The sequence below is a fragment of the Nocardia arseniciresistens genome (assembly GCF_046764875.1).
In the GTDB taxonomy this organism is placed as follows: Bacteria; Actinomycetota; Actinomycetes; order Mycobacteriales; family Mycobacteriaceae; genus Nocardia; species Nocardia arseniciresistens.
Genome location: NZ_JBKORD010000004.1, coordinates 195,476 through 209,071 on the forward strand (window position 1 = coordinate 195,476; position 13,596 = coordinate 209,071).

At 65.5% G+C, this 13,596-nt stretch carries 10 protein-coding genes; 7 read left to right on the forward strand and 3 right to left on the reverse strand.

From position 1 onward, the window contains the following. Nucleotides 1-270: 270 nt before the first annotated feature. From ACLMAJ_RS08660 to ACLMAJ_RS08685, 6 genes are all read left to right on the forward strand, one after another. Nucleotides 271-1,167, forward strand: a complete 897-nt coding sequence (locus ACLMAJ_RS08660; protein ID WP_412013008.1) for an RNA polymerase sigma-70 factor — start codon at nt 271-273, stop codon at nt 1,165-1,167. Nucleotides 1,168-1,524: 357 nt separating this feature from the next. Further along, nucleotides 1,525-3,378 (forward strand): molecular chaperone DnaK, encoded by a 1,854-nt coding sequence (gene dnaK / locus ACLMAJ_RS08665; protein WP_412013009.1) that lies wholly within the window; start codon nt 1,525-1,527, stop codon nt 3,376-3,378. Further along, nucleotides 3,375-4,037, forward strand: a complete 663-nt coding sequence (gene grpE / locus ACLMAJ_RS08670; RefSeq protein WP_412013010.1) for a nucleotide exchange factor GrpE — start codon at nt 3,375-3,377, stop codon at nt 4,035-4,037. The genes dnaK and grpE overlap by 4 nt, the downstream gene beginning before the upstream one ends. Before the next feature lie 102 nt (nt 4,038-4,139). Then, nucleotides 4,140-5,315, forward strand: a complete 1,176-nt coding sequence (gene dnaJ, locus ACLMAJ_RS08675; RefSeq protein WP_412013011.1) for a molecular chaperone DnaJ — start codon at nt 4,140-4,142, stop codon at nt 5,313-5,315. Continuing rightward, on the forward strand, nt 5,315-5,731 hold the full coding sequence (locus ACLMAJ_RS08680) for a heat shock protein transcriptional repressor HspR (RefSeq protein ID WP_412013012.1): 417 nt from the start codon (nt 5,315-5,317) through the stop codon (nt 5,729-5,731). Before dnaJ ends, ACLMAJ_RS08680 begins: the two co-directional genes overlap by 1 nt. Nucleotides 5,732-6,260: 529 nt before the next feature. After that, nucleotides 6,261-7,430, forward strand: coding sequence for a globin domain-containing protein (locus ACLMAJ_RS08685; RefSeq protein WP_412013013.1), 1,170 nt, complete (start codon nt 6,261-6,263; stop codon nt 7,428-7,430). Between the two features lie 24 nt (nt 7,431-7,454). Here the strand turns inward: ACLMAJ_RS08685 and ACLMAJ_RS08690 are convergent, their stop codons facing one another. The 3 genes from ACLMAJ_RS08690 to ACLMAJ_RS08700 all read right to left on the reverse strand — a co-directional run bounded on the left by ACLMAJ_RS08690 (nt 7,455) and on the right by ACLMAJ_RS08700 (nt 10,576). Next, nucleotides 7,455-8,210, reverse strand: coding sequence for an FAD-binding oxidoreductase (locus tag ACLMAJ_RS08690; RefSeq protein ID WP_412013265.1), 756 nt, complete (start codon nt 8,208-8,210; stop codon nt 7,455-7,457). A 74-nt stretch (nt 8,211-8,284) separates the two neighbouring features. Further along, a complete protein-coding gene (locus tag ACLMAJ_RS08695; protein ID WP_412013014.1) occupies nt 8,285-9,448 on the reverse strand; it encodes a globin domain-containing protein in 1,164 nt (387 codons plus the stop codon). 192 nt (nt 9,449-9,640) lie between these two features. After that, nucleotides 9,641-10,576 carry an NADP-dependent oxidoreductase gene (locus ACLMAJ_RS08700; protein ID WP_412013015.1) on the reverse strand — a complete coding sequence of 312 codons (936 nt, stop codon included), beginning with the start codon at nt 10,574-10,576 and terminating at the stop codon, nt 9,641-9,643. Nucleotides 10,577-10,893: 317 nt separating this feature from the next. On the opposite strand from ACLMAJ_RS08700, the gene clpB reads away from it, so the two are divergent. Beyond that, entirely contained in the window at nt 10,894-13,449 is a 2,556-nt protein-coding gene (clpB, locus tag ACLMAJ_RS08705; protein WP_412013266.1) for an ATP-dependent chaperone ClpB, read from the forward strand. The last annotated feature ends 147 nt before the right edge of the window (nt 13,450-13,596 follow it).

The window sequence follows — 13,596 nt, forward strand, 5'->3', positions numbered from 1 at the left end:
TCCGTGGCCGATTCGGCTCAGTATCAACGGTTCTGGACCGCATGTCGTGTAGCGGCCTCCGCAATGCGGGCACCGCCGCACGACATGCGGTCCATTCATCAACCGATCGTCGGTGGCTCGGGTGTCACAACCTGGTGCCGGATGGTGTCCTACTCTCGATCGCACCGAACAGGTAGGTCGGATCGAACGCCTACCGCCGAAAAAGGACATCGCTGTGGACGCACGCATAGAGGCCGACCAGGGTCGGCCGCGAAGGAACGGGGTCGAGCTATGAGCGACCACGCCACCACCCCGGCGACCGAGTCTTTCGTCGCCCACCGCAATCTGCTCTTCACCGTCGCCTACGAGATGCTCGGATCGGCGGCCGACGCCGAGGACGTCCTCCAGGAAACCTGGCTGCGATGGGTGAAGGTCGACCTGGAAGAGGTGCTCGACCAGCGCGCCTACCTGGTCCGGATCACGACCCGGCAGTCGCTCAACCGGCTGCGCACCATGAAGCGCCGCAAAGAGTCCTACGTCGGCCCCTGGCTGCCCGAGCCGCTGCTCACCGCCCCGGACGTGGCCGAGGACGTCGAGCTCGCCGAGAGTATGTCGATGGCGCTGATGCTCGTCCTCGAGACGTTGTCGCCGACCGAGCGCGCCGTCTTCGTACTGCGCGAGGTCTTCGATCTCGGCTACGACGAGATCGCGGCCGCCGTCGACAAGACCCCCGCCGCCGTCCGCCAGATCGCGCACCGCGCCCGCCAGCATGTCGATGCCCGCCGCCCACGCTCGGTGGTCTCCCTGAGCGACACCCGGGCTGCGCTGGAGTCCTTCCAGAGCGCGCTCGAAACCGGGAACCTACAGGGCCTGCTCGACGTGCTCGCACCGGAAGTCGTCCTGATGGGCGACGGCGGCGGAATCAAGCATGCCTCGCGGCGGCCGATCACCGGCGCCGACAAGGTCAGCCGCCTCCTCATCGCAGGCACCGGCAAGGTCGACGCCGCGATCACCATTGAACTCACTGTCGTCAACGGCAACCCGGCACTGCTCCTACGCCTGGACGGCGAGATCGACGGCATCATGGCGGCGCGTGTCGAAGACGCACGCATCACCGGCCTCTACTACGTCCGCAACCCGGAGAAGCTGACCCGCGTCGAATCCGAGACCTCGCTCACCTTGCGATGAATACCGATTCGCGTTGGTCACAACTGGCGAACATTTCTGGCTGACGACGACGCGGCTGGCGAGAATGGCGGGCGGCGGTCCTCGGGTCGGGTTCGGGAATAGATCGCCGAGGGCCTCTGTTGAGCCGTTCGATAGTTGTTGAGTGCGTTCGGCTCAAGTTTGAGTTGACTCCCGGTCACAATCGGGTGCAAGATTGAGCCGACCGCGCTCAGCGTAGGGACTGCTTGCAGGTTCCTCGAAAAGGTCAGCGTAGGGATTGCTTGCAGGTCCCTCGAAAAGATCAGCGTAGGGATTGCTTGCCGGGCGACGTTCGCCCAGCACCGAACACAAATAGTTACGTCAACTAGGAGGAAAACCATGGCTCGTGCGGTCGGAATCGACCTCGGGACCACGAACTCGGTCGTCGCCGTTCTCGAAGGCGGAGAGCCGGTCGTCGTCGCCAACTCGGAAGGATCGCGCACCACCCCGTCGGTCGTCGCCTTCGCGAAGAACGGCGAGGTACTGGTCGGCCAGCCTGCGAAGAACCAGGCCGTCACCAACGTCGACCGCACCATCCGCTCGGTGAAGCGCCACATCGGCACCGACTGGAATGTGGAGATCGACGGCAAGAAGTACACGCCGCAGGAAATCAGCGCGCGCACGCTGATGAAGCTCAAGCGCGATGCCGAGGCGTACCTGGGTGAGGAGATCACCGACGCGGTGATCACCGTTCCCGCGTACTTCGAGGACGCGCAGCGTCAGGCAACCAAGGAAGCCGGCCAGATCGCCGGCCTCAACGTGCTGCGCATCGTCAACGAGCCCACCGCCGCCGCGCTCGCGTACGGCCTGGACAAGGGCGACAAAGAACAGACCATCCTGGTCTTCGACCTCGGTGGCGGCACCTTCGACGTCTCGTTGCTGGAAATCGGCGAGGGCGTAGTCGAGGTCCGCGCGACCTCCGGCGACAACCACCTCGGTGGTGACGACTGGGACGAGCGCGTCGTGTCCTGGCTGGTCGACAAGTTCAAGGCCAGTGCGGGCATCGACCTGACCAAGGACAAGATGGCGCTGCAGCGGCTGCGTGAGGCCGCGGAGAAGGCCAAGATCGAGCTGAGCTCCTCGCAGAGCACCTCGATCAACCTGCCGTACATCACCGTCGACGCGGACAAGAACCCGCTGTTCCTCGACGAGCAGCTGACCCGCGCCGAGTTCCAGAAGATCACCGCGGACCTGCTGGACCGCACCCGTGCGCCGTTCCAGTCCGTGATCAAGGACGCGGGCATCAACGTCGCCGATATCGACCACGTCGTGCTCGTCGGTGGCTCCACCCGTATGCCCGCCGTTTCGGAGCTGGTCAAGGAACTGACCGGTGGGCGTGAGCCCAACAAGGGCGTCAACCCGGACGAGGTCGTCGCCGTCGGCGCCGCCTTGCAGGCCGGTGTGCTCAAGGGTGAGGTCAAGGACGTCCTGCTGCTCGATGTCACCCCGCTGTCGCTGGGTATCGAGACCAAGGGTGGCGTGATGACCAAGCTCATCGAGCGCAACACCACCATCCCGACCAAGCGCTCGGAGACCTTCACCACCGCTGATGACAATCAGCCCTCGGTGCAGATCCAGGTGTTCCAGGGTGAGCGCGAGATCGCCTCGCACAACAAGCTGCTCGGCTCCTTCGAGCTGACCGGCCTGCCGCCCGCCCCGCGTGGCGTGCCGCAGATCGAGGTCACCTTCGACATCGATGCCAACGGCATCGTGCACGTGACCGCGAAGGACAAGGGCACCGGCAAGGAAAACAAGATCAAGATCCAGGACGGCTCCGGCCTGTCCAAGGAAGAGATCGACCGGATGGTCAAGGACGCCGAGGCGCACGCCGCCGAGGACAAGGCCCGCCGCGAGGAGGCCGAGACCCGCAACCAGGCCGAGTCTCTGGTGCACCAGACCGAGAAGTTCATCAAGGACAACGAGGACAAGGTCCCCGACGACATCAAGTCCAAGGTCGAAGAGGCCATCGCCGAGGCGAACACGGCGCTCGCCGGCACCGATATCGCCGCGGTGAAGGAGGCCGTCGAGAAGCTGGCGACCGAGTCGCAGGCGCTTGGCCAGGCCATCTACGAGGCGTCGGCGGCGGAGTCCGCGACCAACGGCAATGGCAATGGACCCTCCAACTCGGCCGCCGACGACGAGGTCGTGGATGCCGAGGTCGTGGACGAGCCGGTCGACACGGAGAAGAAGTGACACAGGGAAATTCGGACGAGCGCAATTCGGAACAGGACCCCTCCGGTTTGGTAAACAACATCGTCGATCCGGAGACCGGCGAGATTCGGGATCCGGCCGCGGCAACCGCGGCCGGGCCCGACTCGGGCAACGGTGTCGAGGCCGCGCTCGGATCTGATGAGGGGGCCGCGGTCATGGCCGACGCCATCAGCAACGAGCTGGCCGAGCGCACCGCCGACCTACAGCGTTTGACCGCGGAATACGCCAACTACCGGCGTCGGGTCGAGCGCGACCGCAAGGCGACCATCGATGCGGCCAAGGCCGCGGTGGTCACCGAATTGCTCGGCGTGCTCGACGATCTCGACCGCGCACGCGCGCACGGCGATCTCGATACCGGACCGCTCAAGGCGGTCGCGGACAAGCTGGCCGACGCGCTGCGCAAGCAGGGACTGGAGGAATTCGGTTCGGAGGGTGAGCCTTTCGATCCGACCCTGCACGAGGCCGTACAGCACGAGGGATCCGGACACGACCCGGTGATCGGTGTGATCATGCGCAAGGGTTACCGCTTCGGCGAGCGGGTGCTTCGGCACGCGATGGTCGGGGTAACCGACGGTGTGTCCGATCTACCGGTGAACGAAGCATCGAATGCTGGTTCTGATGCCGGCACAACCAAACAATAAGGCCGCGGCGCGGGCGACGGCCCCGGAGGCGGTAGCGCAGCGTGACCACGGAGGGCCCCGGGAGCGCCGCAAGACGAGCACTGCGAGAGGAGGAGATGCCCGGTGAGTCAACGGGAGTGGATCGAGAAGGACTTCTACAAGGAGCTGGGCGTTTCCTCCAGCGCCTCTCAAGACGAGATCAAGAAGGCGTATCGCAAGCTCGCTCGTGACCTGCATCCGGATGCCAATCCCGGTGACACCAAGGCCGAGGAGCGGTTCAAGACCGTCAGCGAGGCGCATGCCGTGCTGTCGGATACCGCCAAGCGCAAGGAGTACGACGAAACGCGAAAGCTTTTCGCCGGCGGCGGCGCGTATGGCAGGGGCGGCGGGTTCACCCCCGGCGCGGGCCCGGGCGGTGGCTTCTCCCAGGACTTCAACATCGGCGACATCTTCGGCCAGGCCAATGCGGGCGACGGTGGCCTCGGTGATCTCCTCGGTGGGCTGTTCAACCGGGGCGGCACTCGGACAACGGGCCGCCCGCGTCGTGGCGCCGATGTGGAAACCGAGACGACTCTCGGCTTCCGCGAGGCCGCGCAGGGTGTCACCGTTCCGCTGCGGATGACGAGTCCGTCACCGTGTACGACGTGTCACGGCAGCGGGGCCAAGCCGGGCACAAGTCCCCGAGTGTGCCCTATCTGCAATGGAAACGGCGTCATCAGCCGCAACCAGGGTGCGTTCGGATTCAGTGAACCGTGCGACGAGTGCCGTGGCACCGGCTCGATCATCGACGACCCGTGCGTCGACTGCCATGGCAGCGGCATCCAGAACCGGACCCGCACCATCACGGTGCGGATCCCGCCGGGAGTCAGTGACGGACAGAAGATTCGGCTGGCCGGGCAGGGCGAGGCGGGGCTGCGTGGTGCGCCTTCGGGCGACCTGTTCGTCACCGTGCATGTCAGCCAGGACAAGGTCTTCGGCCGCAATGGCGACGACCTGACCCTGGTACTTCCGGTCAGTTACAGCGAATTGGTGTTGGGCACAACGGTTTCGGTGCCAACGCTGGAAGGTCGCGTCGGGGTCAAGGTGCCGCCGGGCACCGCGGACGGCCGCATCCTGCGGGTGCGTGGTCGTGGCGTTCCGAAGCGCGGTGCCGCGGGCGGAGCCGGTGACCTGCTTGTCACCGTCAAGGTCGCGGTGCCACAGAAGCTGGATGACGATGCCTCCGAGGCGCTGCGGCGTTACGCGGAGGCGGAGAAGTCCAGCGGATTCGATCCACGTGCGGGATGGGCAGGTGCGTGATGTCCGGTGATCCGAAGAACGCGTCGGGTGGGCCCAATAACCAGGGGCGCACCGAGGCTCAGGTCTTCATGATCTCGGTGGCGGCACAATTGGCGGGCATGCACGCGCAGACACTGCGCACTTATGACCGGCTGGGATTGGTGACGCCACAACGGACTTCGGGTGGCGGCAGACGCTATTCGGCCAGGGACGTCGAGCTGCTTCGCGAGGTGCAGCGGCTGTCTCAGGACGAGGGCGTGAATCTGGCCGGCATCAAGCGCATCATCGAACTCACCAACCAGGTGGCGCAGTTGCGGCAGCACGTCGCCGAGTTGGCATCCGAGGTGGAGCGGCTGCGTGCGGGCTATCGCCCGGATCTTTCGCCGCCGCAACGCAGTACCGCATTGGTGGTGTGGCAGCCCCGGCATCGGCGCTGACACCTGCTGGCAACCATCGGGCCCCGATGTTTCGGTTCATCACGAGTGAGCCGAAGCTCGGGGCCCGATGTCGTTGAGTCACAAGGGTAGCCGGAGGTATGCCGGACCTTTCGATATGCGTGGACGGCTGCCGCGCGACTGATCACCGAATTGTCCTGCGGTTTCGGGCCGATCGCCGAGGCGCCGGGTGCGAAAAGGTAGCTGGAGCGAGGTAACCGGCAACATTTCGGAGTTGCCACGTGATCGCTCGGACGGCTGTATCGGAATGGGCCTTGCAAAACGTGTCGTGCAAATTCGGTAAGTTTGTGACTGATTTCACCCAATCAATCGATCCTGCAGTTGGTTTCTGCGGCGTTTCGCGTTTCGCATCCTCGTTTTGGGGGAATAGATCGCGTGATGTTCAGACGGAGGATTCCGTTGCTGGCAAACCTCACCTACACTCGATGACGACGGCTGCTGTCGAGTGTCCCGCAGCATCTCACTCGCCGGCTCGGTTTGTGTACGAGTGCGAAATGGGGTTGTGACACAGATGGATTCGCGGACTGTCGCTTTGATCAGAACGACGTTCAAGGCGGTTGCTGCGGAAGAAGGGGGGCCTGCCAGACTGGCCAGTTCGTTTTACGCGATCCTGTTCACCGACTATCCGCAAGCCCGCGATTTCTTCCCGGCGGCAATGGATGCTCAGCGTGACCGATTGGTCAAAGCTATTTCCTACGCACTCGACCGGCTCGAGGAGCCGAACAAGCTGCTCCCCTTTCTGGCCCAGCTCGGCCGCGATCACCGCAAATACGGTGTGCAGCCTGAGCATTACGTCGCGGTGGCCACCTCGCTGAAGACCGCAATGCGGATCTTCGCGGGCAGCGAGATGTGGACCGATGAGGTAGAGCGGGCCTGGAGCGAAGGCCTGACCATCATCGGCGAAGCCATGATCGGCGCGGCGGAAAAGGAGGTCACACCCGCCACGTGGACCGGGACGGTGGTCGAGCGCCGTGACCTGCTGCGCAACCTGACCGTGGTGCGGCTGCAATTGGATCAGCCGATGCAGTTCGCCGCTGGCCAGTACATCAGCGTGCAGATTCCATCCCGGCCGCGGATGTGGCGCTACCTGTCGCCCGCGGTGCCCGCGAATACCAACGGGGAGATCGAATTCCACATCCGTAGCGTGCTCGGCGGTTGGGTCAGCCCGGCCATGGTGGGCCAGACGATCGTCGGTGACCAGTGGCTACTCGGTTCGCCATTGGGCGGGCTCGGCATCCCGCGCAACACCAAACGCAAAATGTTGATGGTCGGCTGTGGCACCGGCAATGCCCCACTGCGCGCCCAACTCATGGCTATGGCACAGCGGCGAGTCAATCCACGAGTGCACCTGTTCGTCGGGGGTCACCATCCCTGCGACCTCTACGATCTGGAGACGCTCAGCGCCCTGGCCGTGGCCAATAAGTGGCTCACCGTGACACCGGTGACCGAGAGTGACGAAAACCCCTGGTGGTACCTGGAATCCGGCGAAACGGAACGCAACTGGGACGGCCTCGAGGCGCGGGTGACCGGGCAGATCGGCAAGGTCGTCGCCAGTTACGGGTCATGGACCGACCGCGACGTGCAGATCGTCGGGTCGCCATCCATGGTGCAGACGACCAAGTTCCGCCTGATGGCCGCGGGCACTCAGGCCAAGAACATCCGCCACGACCCGTTGTTCTGACGGGCCTCCGCTGCTGCGACAGGCTCAGAATCCTTCGAATTGGATTCTTGCCGAGGGTGTTCCAGTCTTGACGAGCCGTTCCACCGTCGCGCGGGTCATCGCCGGAGAGCCGCATACCAAGACCTGATGGTTGGTGAACGCGCCGTGCGAGCCGACCACATCGGCGAGAGTGCCGTAGAGCATCTCCTCGGGCGGAAAGCCGATATCGACGCGGGATTGTTCGTACCACTCGTCGACCCAGCCGGGATCGTCCGGGGTTTCCACCACCGGAACGACAGTGAGCCATGGTAATTCGCGTGTCAGCAGGAAGAGCATGTCCGAGGCGTAAAGGTCGCGTGGGGAACCGCCGCCGATGAACAGATAGGTGGGTGGGGGGTCTTCGTGCCTGGCCAGGTCGAGGATCTGGGCCCGTAGCGGGGCGAGGCCGGTGCCGCCCGCGATCATCACCACCTCGTCGCCGTCCGGGTCGACAGCGAAAGTGCCTGCGGGGGCGCGCAGTTGCCATTCGTCGCCCGGCGCGGTGTCGGCGACGATGGAGCCGCTGCACCAGCCGCCGGGGATGGACCGCACATGGAACTCCAGTTTGCCGTCCAGCGAAGGCGGCAATGCGGGGGAGAACCTGCGTCGCATGCCCGGCTGCTGCGGAACCCGCACCTCGACGGACTGGCCCGCGGTGAACGGCACGAATTCACCGATCAGTCGGATCACCGCGAGGTCGTGGCGCAACCGATGGTGTCCGACGACGGTCGCTCGCCATTCGGGTGCGTTGTCATTGGGCATGGTGCGGTTATCGGGCGTGCGGTTATCGGGCGCAGCGCCGTTGCCGTGCAAGTCCCCCAACGGAGCCTCCTCATTCACACAGGGTCGGAGCTGATGTTCTGCTCCGGGGTGCCCACCGCGATCAGCGCGCGGCGGGTGTCGGCGATCATCCGCGCCGATCCGGCGATCTGGATCTGCCGGTCCGCCCACGCACCAAAGCTGGCGACCACAGCACCGAGATTACCGATCAGCGTGCGGTGCATGCCGTAGGGCGGATCCGCGGGCGGATGCGGGTACCAGTACGGGTTGGTCTTCTGTTCGCAGACCGGGACGATCGTCAGCCACGGATTGCTCTGCGAGAGCTGCCACATGTTCTCCACGTCGTACAGGTCGCAGGGGTAGCGGCCGCCGATGAAGAAGTGCACGCGCGGGTTGATCCCGCGCTGGCCCATTTCGATGAGCTGCGCGCGCAGCGGTGCGATGCCGGTGCCGGCGCCGATCAGCAGCACATCGCGACCGGCGTCGCGGTCGACGTGCAGTCCGCCGAGCGGGCTCGCGACCAACCACTTCTCGCCGACCCTTGTTTCGTTGACGATCGCGGGGCTCACCCAGCCGCCGCGAATCTTGCGGATGTGGAATTCGATCTCGCCGTAGGGATTTGCCGGAATCGCGGGCGAGAGGTAGCGCCACATCTTCGGTCGCTGCGGCACCACGATCGGCACGTACTGCCCGGCCTGGTACGGGATCGGGCTGTCGGTCTGCAACCGCACGATCGCCAAGTCCTCGAGCACCCGGCGATGGCCGACGACCGTCGCCTCCCAGAACGGGCGCGACTTGTCGGAATTGGCGCCGATGGCCATGGACGCGGAGATCAGGATGGTGATGTCGCGCCAGCCCTCCTCGAGCGCTCGATTCCAGCCGCCGTTGTTGTAGTTGTATGCGCGAAATGCGGCAAGAAGTGCGCGGCCCGCGGCATCGTAATGTCCGGGCAGTACGCCGTACTTGCGATGGTCGCGAGCCAGCTGCTCGAGAAACTTCTGCGCCCGCCCCCAGTCCTCCAGGTGGTCGAGCACGTACTGGATGGCCGTGACCAGCCGTTTCGCCTGCATATCCATCGCAGGCGGAAACAGCTCGCGTAATTGAGGGTTTTCCGCAAAGAGGTGACCATAAAACGCACTGATCAACCGCTCGGTTCCGCTCGGTGACTCGATCACCGAACGGAAGTTGGCGCGGACCAGCGCAGCCGAACGCGCATCCACGACGTGGAGCTTCCTTTCCCTCTGATTGCTACCGAGGACATACCCGTAACCGGCGGTCCTCCGCCGTCAAGTATCCCCGAAAATCCCGTGGTCGTGTTGGTATGGTCCATCACGGCTCGGCCTACGGTAATGGGTGGGCAAACGCCGAGCACCTCGGGCCTGTCGCACGGGTTGTAGCAGAGGAATGCCCGCCTATATCGCCAGCACGGTTTTGCCGCGTGCGCCGGCTGCGCCGATGACCGACGCCGCCTCGGCCAGCGGTACCGTCACGGCGATCGGCACCACCACATCGCCCTCGGCCACCCGTCGCAGCAGTCGGCTCAATTCCGGTGCGCCGCCTGAGGATTCGATATTGCCGCCCTTGATGCCGCGCACTCGTAGCGCTGCCTCGTCCGCGGCACCGATGGTGGAATAGACGGTGCCGCCGTCGCGGACGAGCCCGGTCAGTTCGGCGAGCGTCTCGGGCGGGCTCACCACGTCGAACAGCACGTCGACGCCGTCGGGATGGGCGGCAGCGACCTGCGCGCCGACCGGGCCCCTGGTGTAGTCCACGGTTTCGGCCGCACCGAGGCGGGTCATCTGATCGGCGGCGTCGCCGCGCGCGGTCGCGATGACGTGTGCGCCGGCCATGTTCGCCAGTTGCACAAGGAACGAGCCGACGCCGCCGGTGGCGCCGATCACCAGCACCGTCTGGCCCGGTTCGATCTTGGTGGCGTCCACCATGTCCTGCGCGGTGACGCCCGCGGTCGGTAGCGCCGCGGCAGCGCCGGTCGGCACGCCGTCCGGGATCCGCGCTAGCGCGCCGGTCTCCGGCAGCACGGCGTATTCGGCGAAGCTGCCGTGGCCCGCGGGGGAGGTGAGGAATTTGCCGACAACGCGATCGCCGACCGCGAAGCGGCTTGTGCCCGGCCCGACAGCGGACACGATGCCCGCGCCGTCGACCCCGAGGATCATCGGAAAGTCGTGCGGCATCTTCCCGTCCAGGAATCCGGTGGCCATCCGTTGGTCGAACGGATTGACCCCGGCCGCCTCCAACTGCACGCGAACCATGCCCGCGCCGGTTTCGGGTACCGGCACGTCGGCCAACTCGGGCGTGGCTCCGAAATTCCGTACGACAATCGCGCGCATCCGTTCGCTCCTTGATATTGGGGAGAAGAGTGACGCAGGTATTGGGGACAAGTGACGCAGGTATCGGGGACAAGTAACGCATCGAACGGCGATGGCCGTCGTAGGTGTATCCATACACCACCGACGTCGTGATTCATCGCATTCACCGATGTCGCGGCGTAGCGTTTGTCCGGATGTAGGGTTATAGAGTTGAGCGGAACAGACTCAACCTTTCCGACGTTGAACGGTTGGGTACGGCATCGGGCCGCACGACATACCGCGCCGGCAGGCTGCGGGGCAGGCGGTGCCGTGGAAATCGACAAGTAGGAAAGGTGACCGTGGACTCGTTCAATCCCACCACCAAGACCCAGGCCGCGCTGACCGCCGCGCTGCAAGCGGCCTCCGCCGCGGGCAACCCCGACATTCGTCCCGCGCACTTGCTGGTGGCGTTGCTGGATCAAACCGACGGCATCGCCGCCCCCTTGCTCGAGGCCGTTGCGGTCGAGCCCGCGACCATTCGTCGCGACGCACAGGACATCGTCGATCGGCTGCCGAGGGCAACCGGCGCCACGACCACTCCGCAACTCGGCCGCGAGGCGCTGGCTGCCATCACCGCCGCCCAGCACCTGGCCACCGAGCTGGGCGATGAATACGTCTCCACCGAGCACGTCCTGGTCGGGCTGGCCAGCGGCGACTCGGACGTGACGATGCTGCTCACCAAATACGGTGCGACCGCCGACGCGCTGCGAGAGGCGTTCACCAAGGTGCGCGGTAGCGCGAGGGTCACCAGTCCGGACCCGGAGGGTAGCTACCAGGCGCTGGAGAAGTACTCCACCGACCTCACCGAGGCGGCCCGCGCGGGCAAACTCGACCCGGTGATCGGCCGTGACACCGAAATCCGCCGCGTCGTACAGGTTTTGAGCCGCCGCACCAAGAACAATCCGGTGCTCATCGGTGAACCCGGCGTCGGCAAGACCGCGATCGTCGAGGGCCTCGCCCAGCGCATCATCGCCGGTGACGTGCCGGAGTCGTTGCGCGGCAAGTCCGTTGTCTCGCTCGACCTCGGCGCGATGGTCGCCGGTGCGAAGTATCGCGGCGAGTTCGAGGAGCGGCTCAAGGCCGTGCTCGAGGACATCAAAAACAGTGCGGGACAGATCATCACGTTCATCGATGAGCTGCACACCATTGTCGGCGCGGGTGCCACCGGTGAATCCGCGATGGACGCGGGCAACATGATCAAGCCCATGCTCGCGCGCGGTGAGCTGCGCCTCGTCGGCGCGACCACCCTGGACGAATACCGCAAGCACATCGAAAAAGACGCCGCGCTCGAGCGGCGCTTCCAACAGGTGCTCGTCGGTGAGCCGTCGGTGGAGGACACCATCGGCATCCTGCGCGGCATCAAGGAGCGCTACGAGGTGCACCACGGTGTGCGCATCACCGACTCCGCGCTGGTCGCCGCCGCGACCTTGAGCGATCGATACATCACCTCTCGTTTCCTGCCGGACAAGGCGATCGACCTCATCGACGAGTCGGCCTCGCGGCTGCGTATGGAAATCGACTCCCGCCCTGTCGAAATCGACGAGGTCGAGCGTGCGGTGCGACGACTCGAGATCGAGGAAGTCGCGCTGAGCAAGGAAACCGACGCCGCCTCCAAACAGCGTCTGGAGAAATTGCGTCAGGAGCTCGCCGACGATCGCGAGAAGCTCAACCAGCTGACGACACGTTGGCAGAACGAGAAGAGCGCGATCGACCAGGTCCGGGTACTCAAGGAGCAACTGGAAACCTTGCGCGGTGAGTCCGAGCGCGCCGAGCGCGACGGTGACCTCGGCAAGGCCGCCGAGCTGCGCTACGGGCGGATCCCGGCGCTGGAGAAGGAGCTCGCCGCGGCCGAAAAGACCTCCGCGGTAGCCGGTGACGGCGAGGTGATGCTCAAAGAAGAGGTCGGTCCCGACGATATCGCCGAGGTGGTGGGTGCCTGGACCGGCATTCCGGTCGGCAGGCTGATGGAGGGTGAAACCCAGAAACTGCTCCGGATGGAGGACGAGCTCGGCAGGCGCGTCGTCGGCCAGCCCGAGGCGGTGCAGGCGGTGTCCGACGCGGTGCGCCGTGCGCGGGCGGGCGTCGCCGATCCGAACCGCCCGACCGGCTCGTTCCTGTTCGTCGGCCCGACCGGCGTCGGTAAGACGGAACTGGCAAAGGCGTTGGCGGACTTCCTGTTCGACGACGAACGCGCCATGGTCCGTATCGACATGAGCGAATACAGCGAGAAGCACGCGGTGGCTAGGCTTGTCGGCGCGCCGCCCGGGTACGTGGGTTACGACCAGGGCGGGCAGCTCACCGAGGCGGTACGGCGCAGGCCGTACACGGTGGTGCTGTTCGACGAGATCGAGAAGGCGCACCCCGATGTCTTCGACATCCTGCTCGCCGTGCTCGACGAAGGTCGGCTGACCGACGGCCAAGGCCGCACGGTCGACTTCCGCAACACCATCCTGATTCTCACCTCGAACCTCGGTGCTGGTGGCGATCGGGAGCTGGTGATGAACGCGGTGCGCTCGGCCTTCAAGCCGGAATTCCTCAACCGCCTCGACGATGTGGTCATGTTCGCCTCGCTCGACGAGGAGCAGTTGGAAGCCATCGTCGACATCCAGCTCGACCAACTCCAGAAGCGGCTTGCCGCCCGCAGGCTGAAGCTGGAGGTCAGCGATTCGGCGCGGTTCTGGCTCGCGGTGCGCGGCTACGACCCGGTCTACGGTGCACGGCCGCTACGCAGGCTGATCCAGCAGGCCATCGGTGACTCCCTGGCCAAGGAACTGCTGGCCGGCGAGGTAGTCGACGGCGACACGGTAAAGGTCAACGTGACGTCGAACGGTGAGAGCCTCATCGTCGGCAAGTGAGCGATCGGCCGCTCGCCGAGGATCACTCGACACGTGCGGGTGCCTCGGCGGGCGCGGTTCCGCGGGTTTCCCGCACGTCGCAGGGGTGGTCCGGGCGTGAATGGCCACGTCCGACTACCTGATGCGCTGCCCCGGCTTACCCTGGAC

Excerpts from the sequence above, each read along its gene's own strand:
- ACLMAJ_RS08690 (WP_412013265.1), bottom strand. The coding sequence starts at position 8,210 with ATGCCCAATGACAACGCACCCGAATGGCGAGCGACCGTCGTCGGACAC.
- dnaK (WP_412013009.1), top strand. The coding sequence starts at position 1,525 with ATGGCTCGTGCGGTCGGAATCGACCTCGGGACCACGAACTCGGTCGTC.
- ACLMAJ_RS08700 (WP_412013015.1), bottom strand. The coding sequence starts at position 10,576 with ATGCGCGCGATTGTCGTACGGAATTTCGGAGCCACGCCCGAGTTGGCC.
- ACLMAJ_RS08685 (WP_412013013.1), top strand. The coding sequence starts at position 6,261 with ATGGATTCGCGGACTGTCGCTTTGATCAGAACGACGTTCAAGGCGGTT.
- ACLMAJ_RS08680 (WP_412013012.1), top strand. The coding sequence starts at position 5,315 with ATGTCCGGTGATCCGAAGAACGCGTCGGGTGGGCCCAATAACCAGGGG.
- ACLMAJ_RS08660 (WP_412013008.1), top strand. The coding sequence starts at position 271 with ATGAGCGACCACGCCACCACCCCGGCGACCGAGTCTTTCGTCGCCCAC.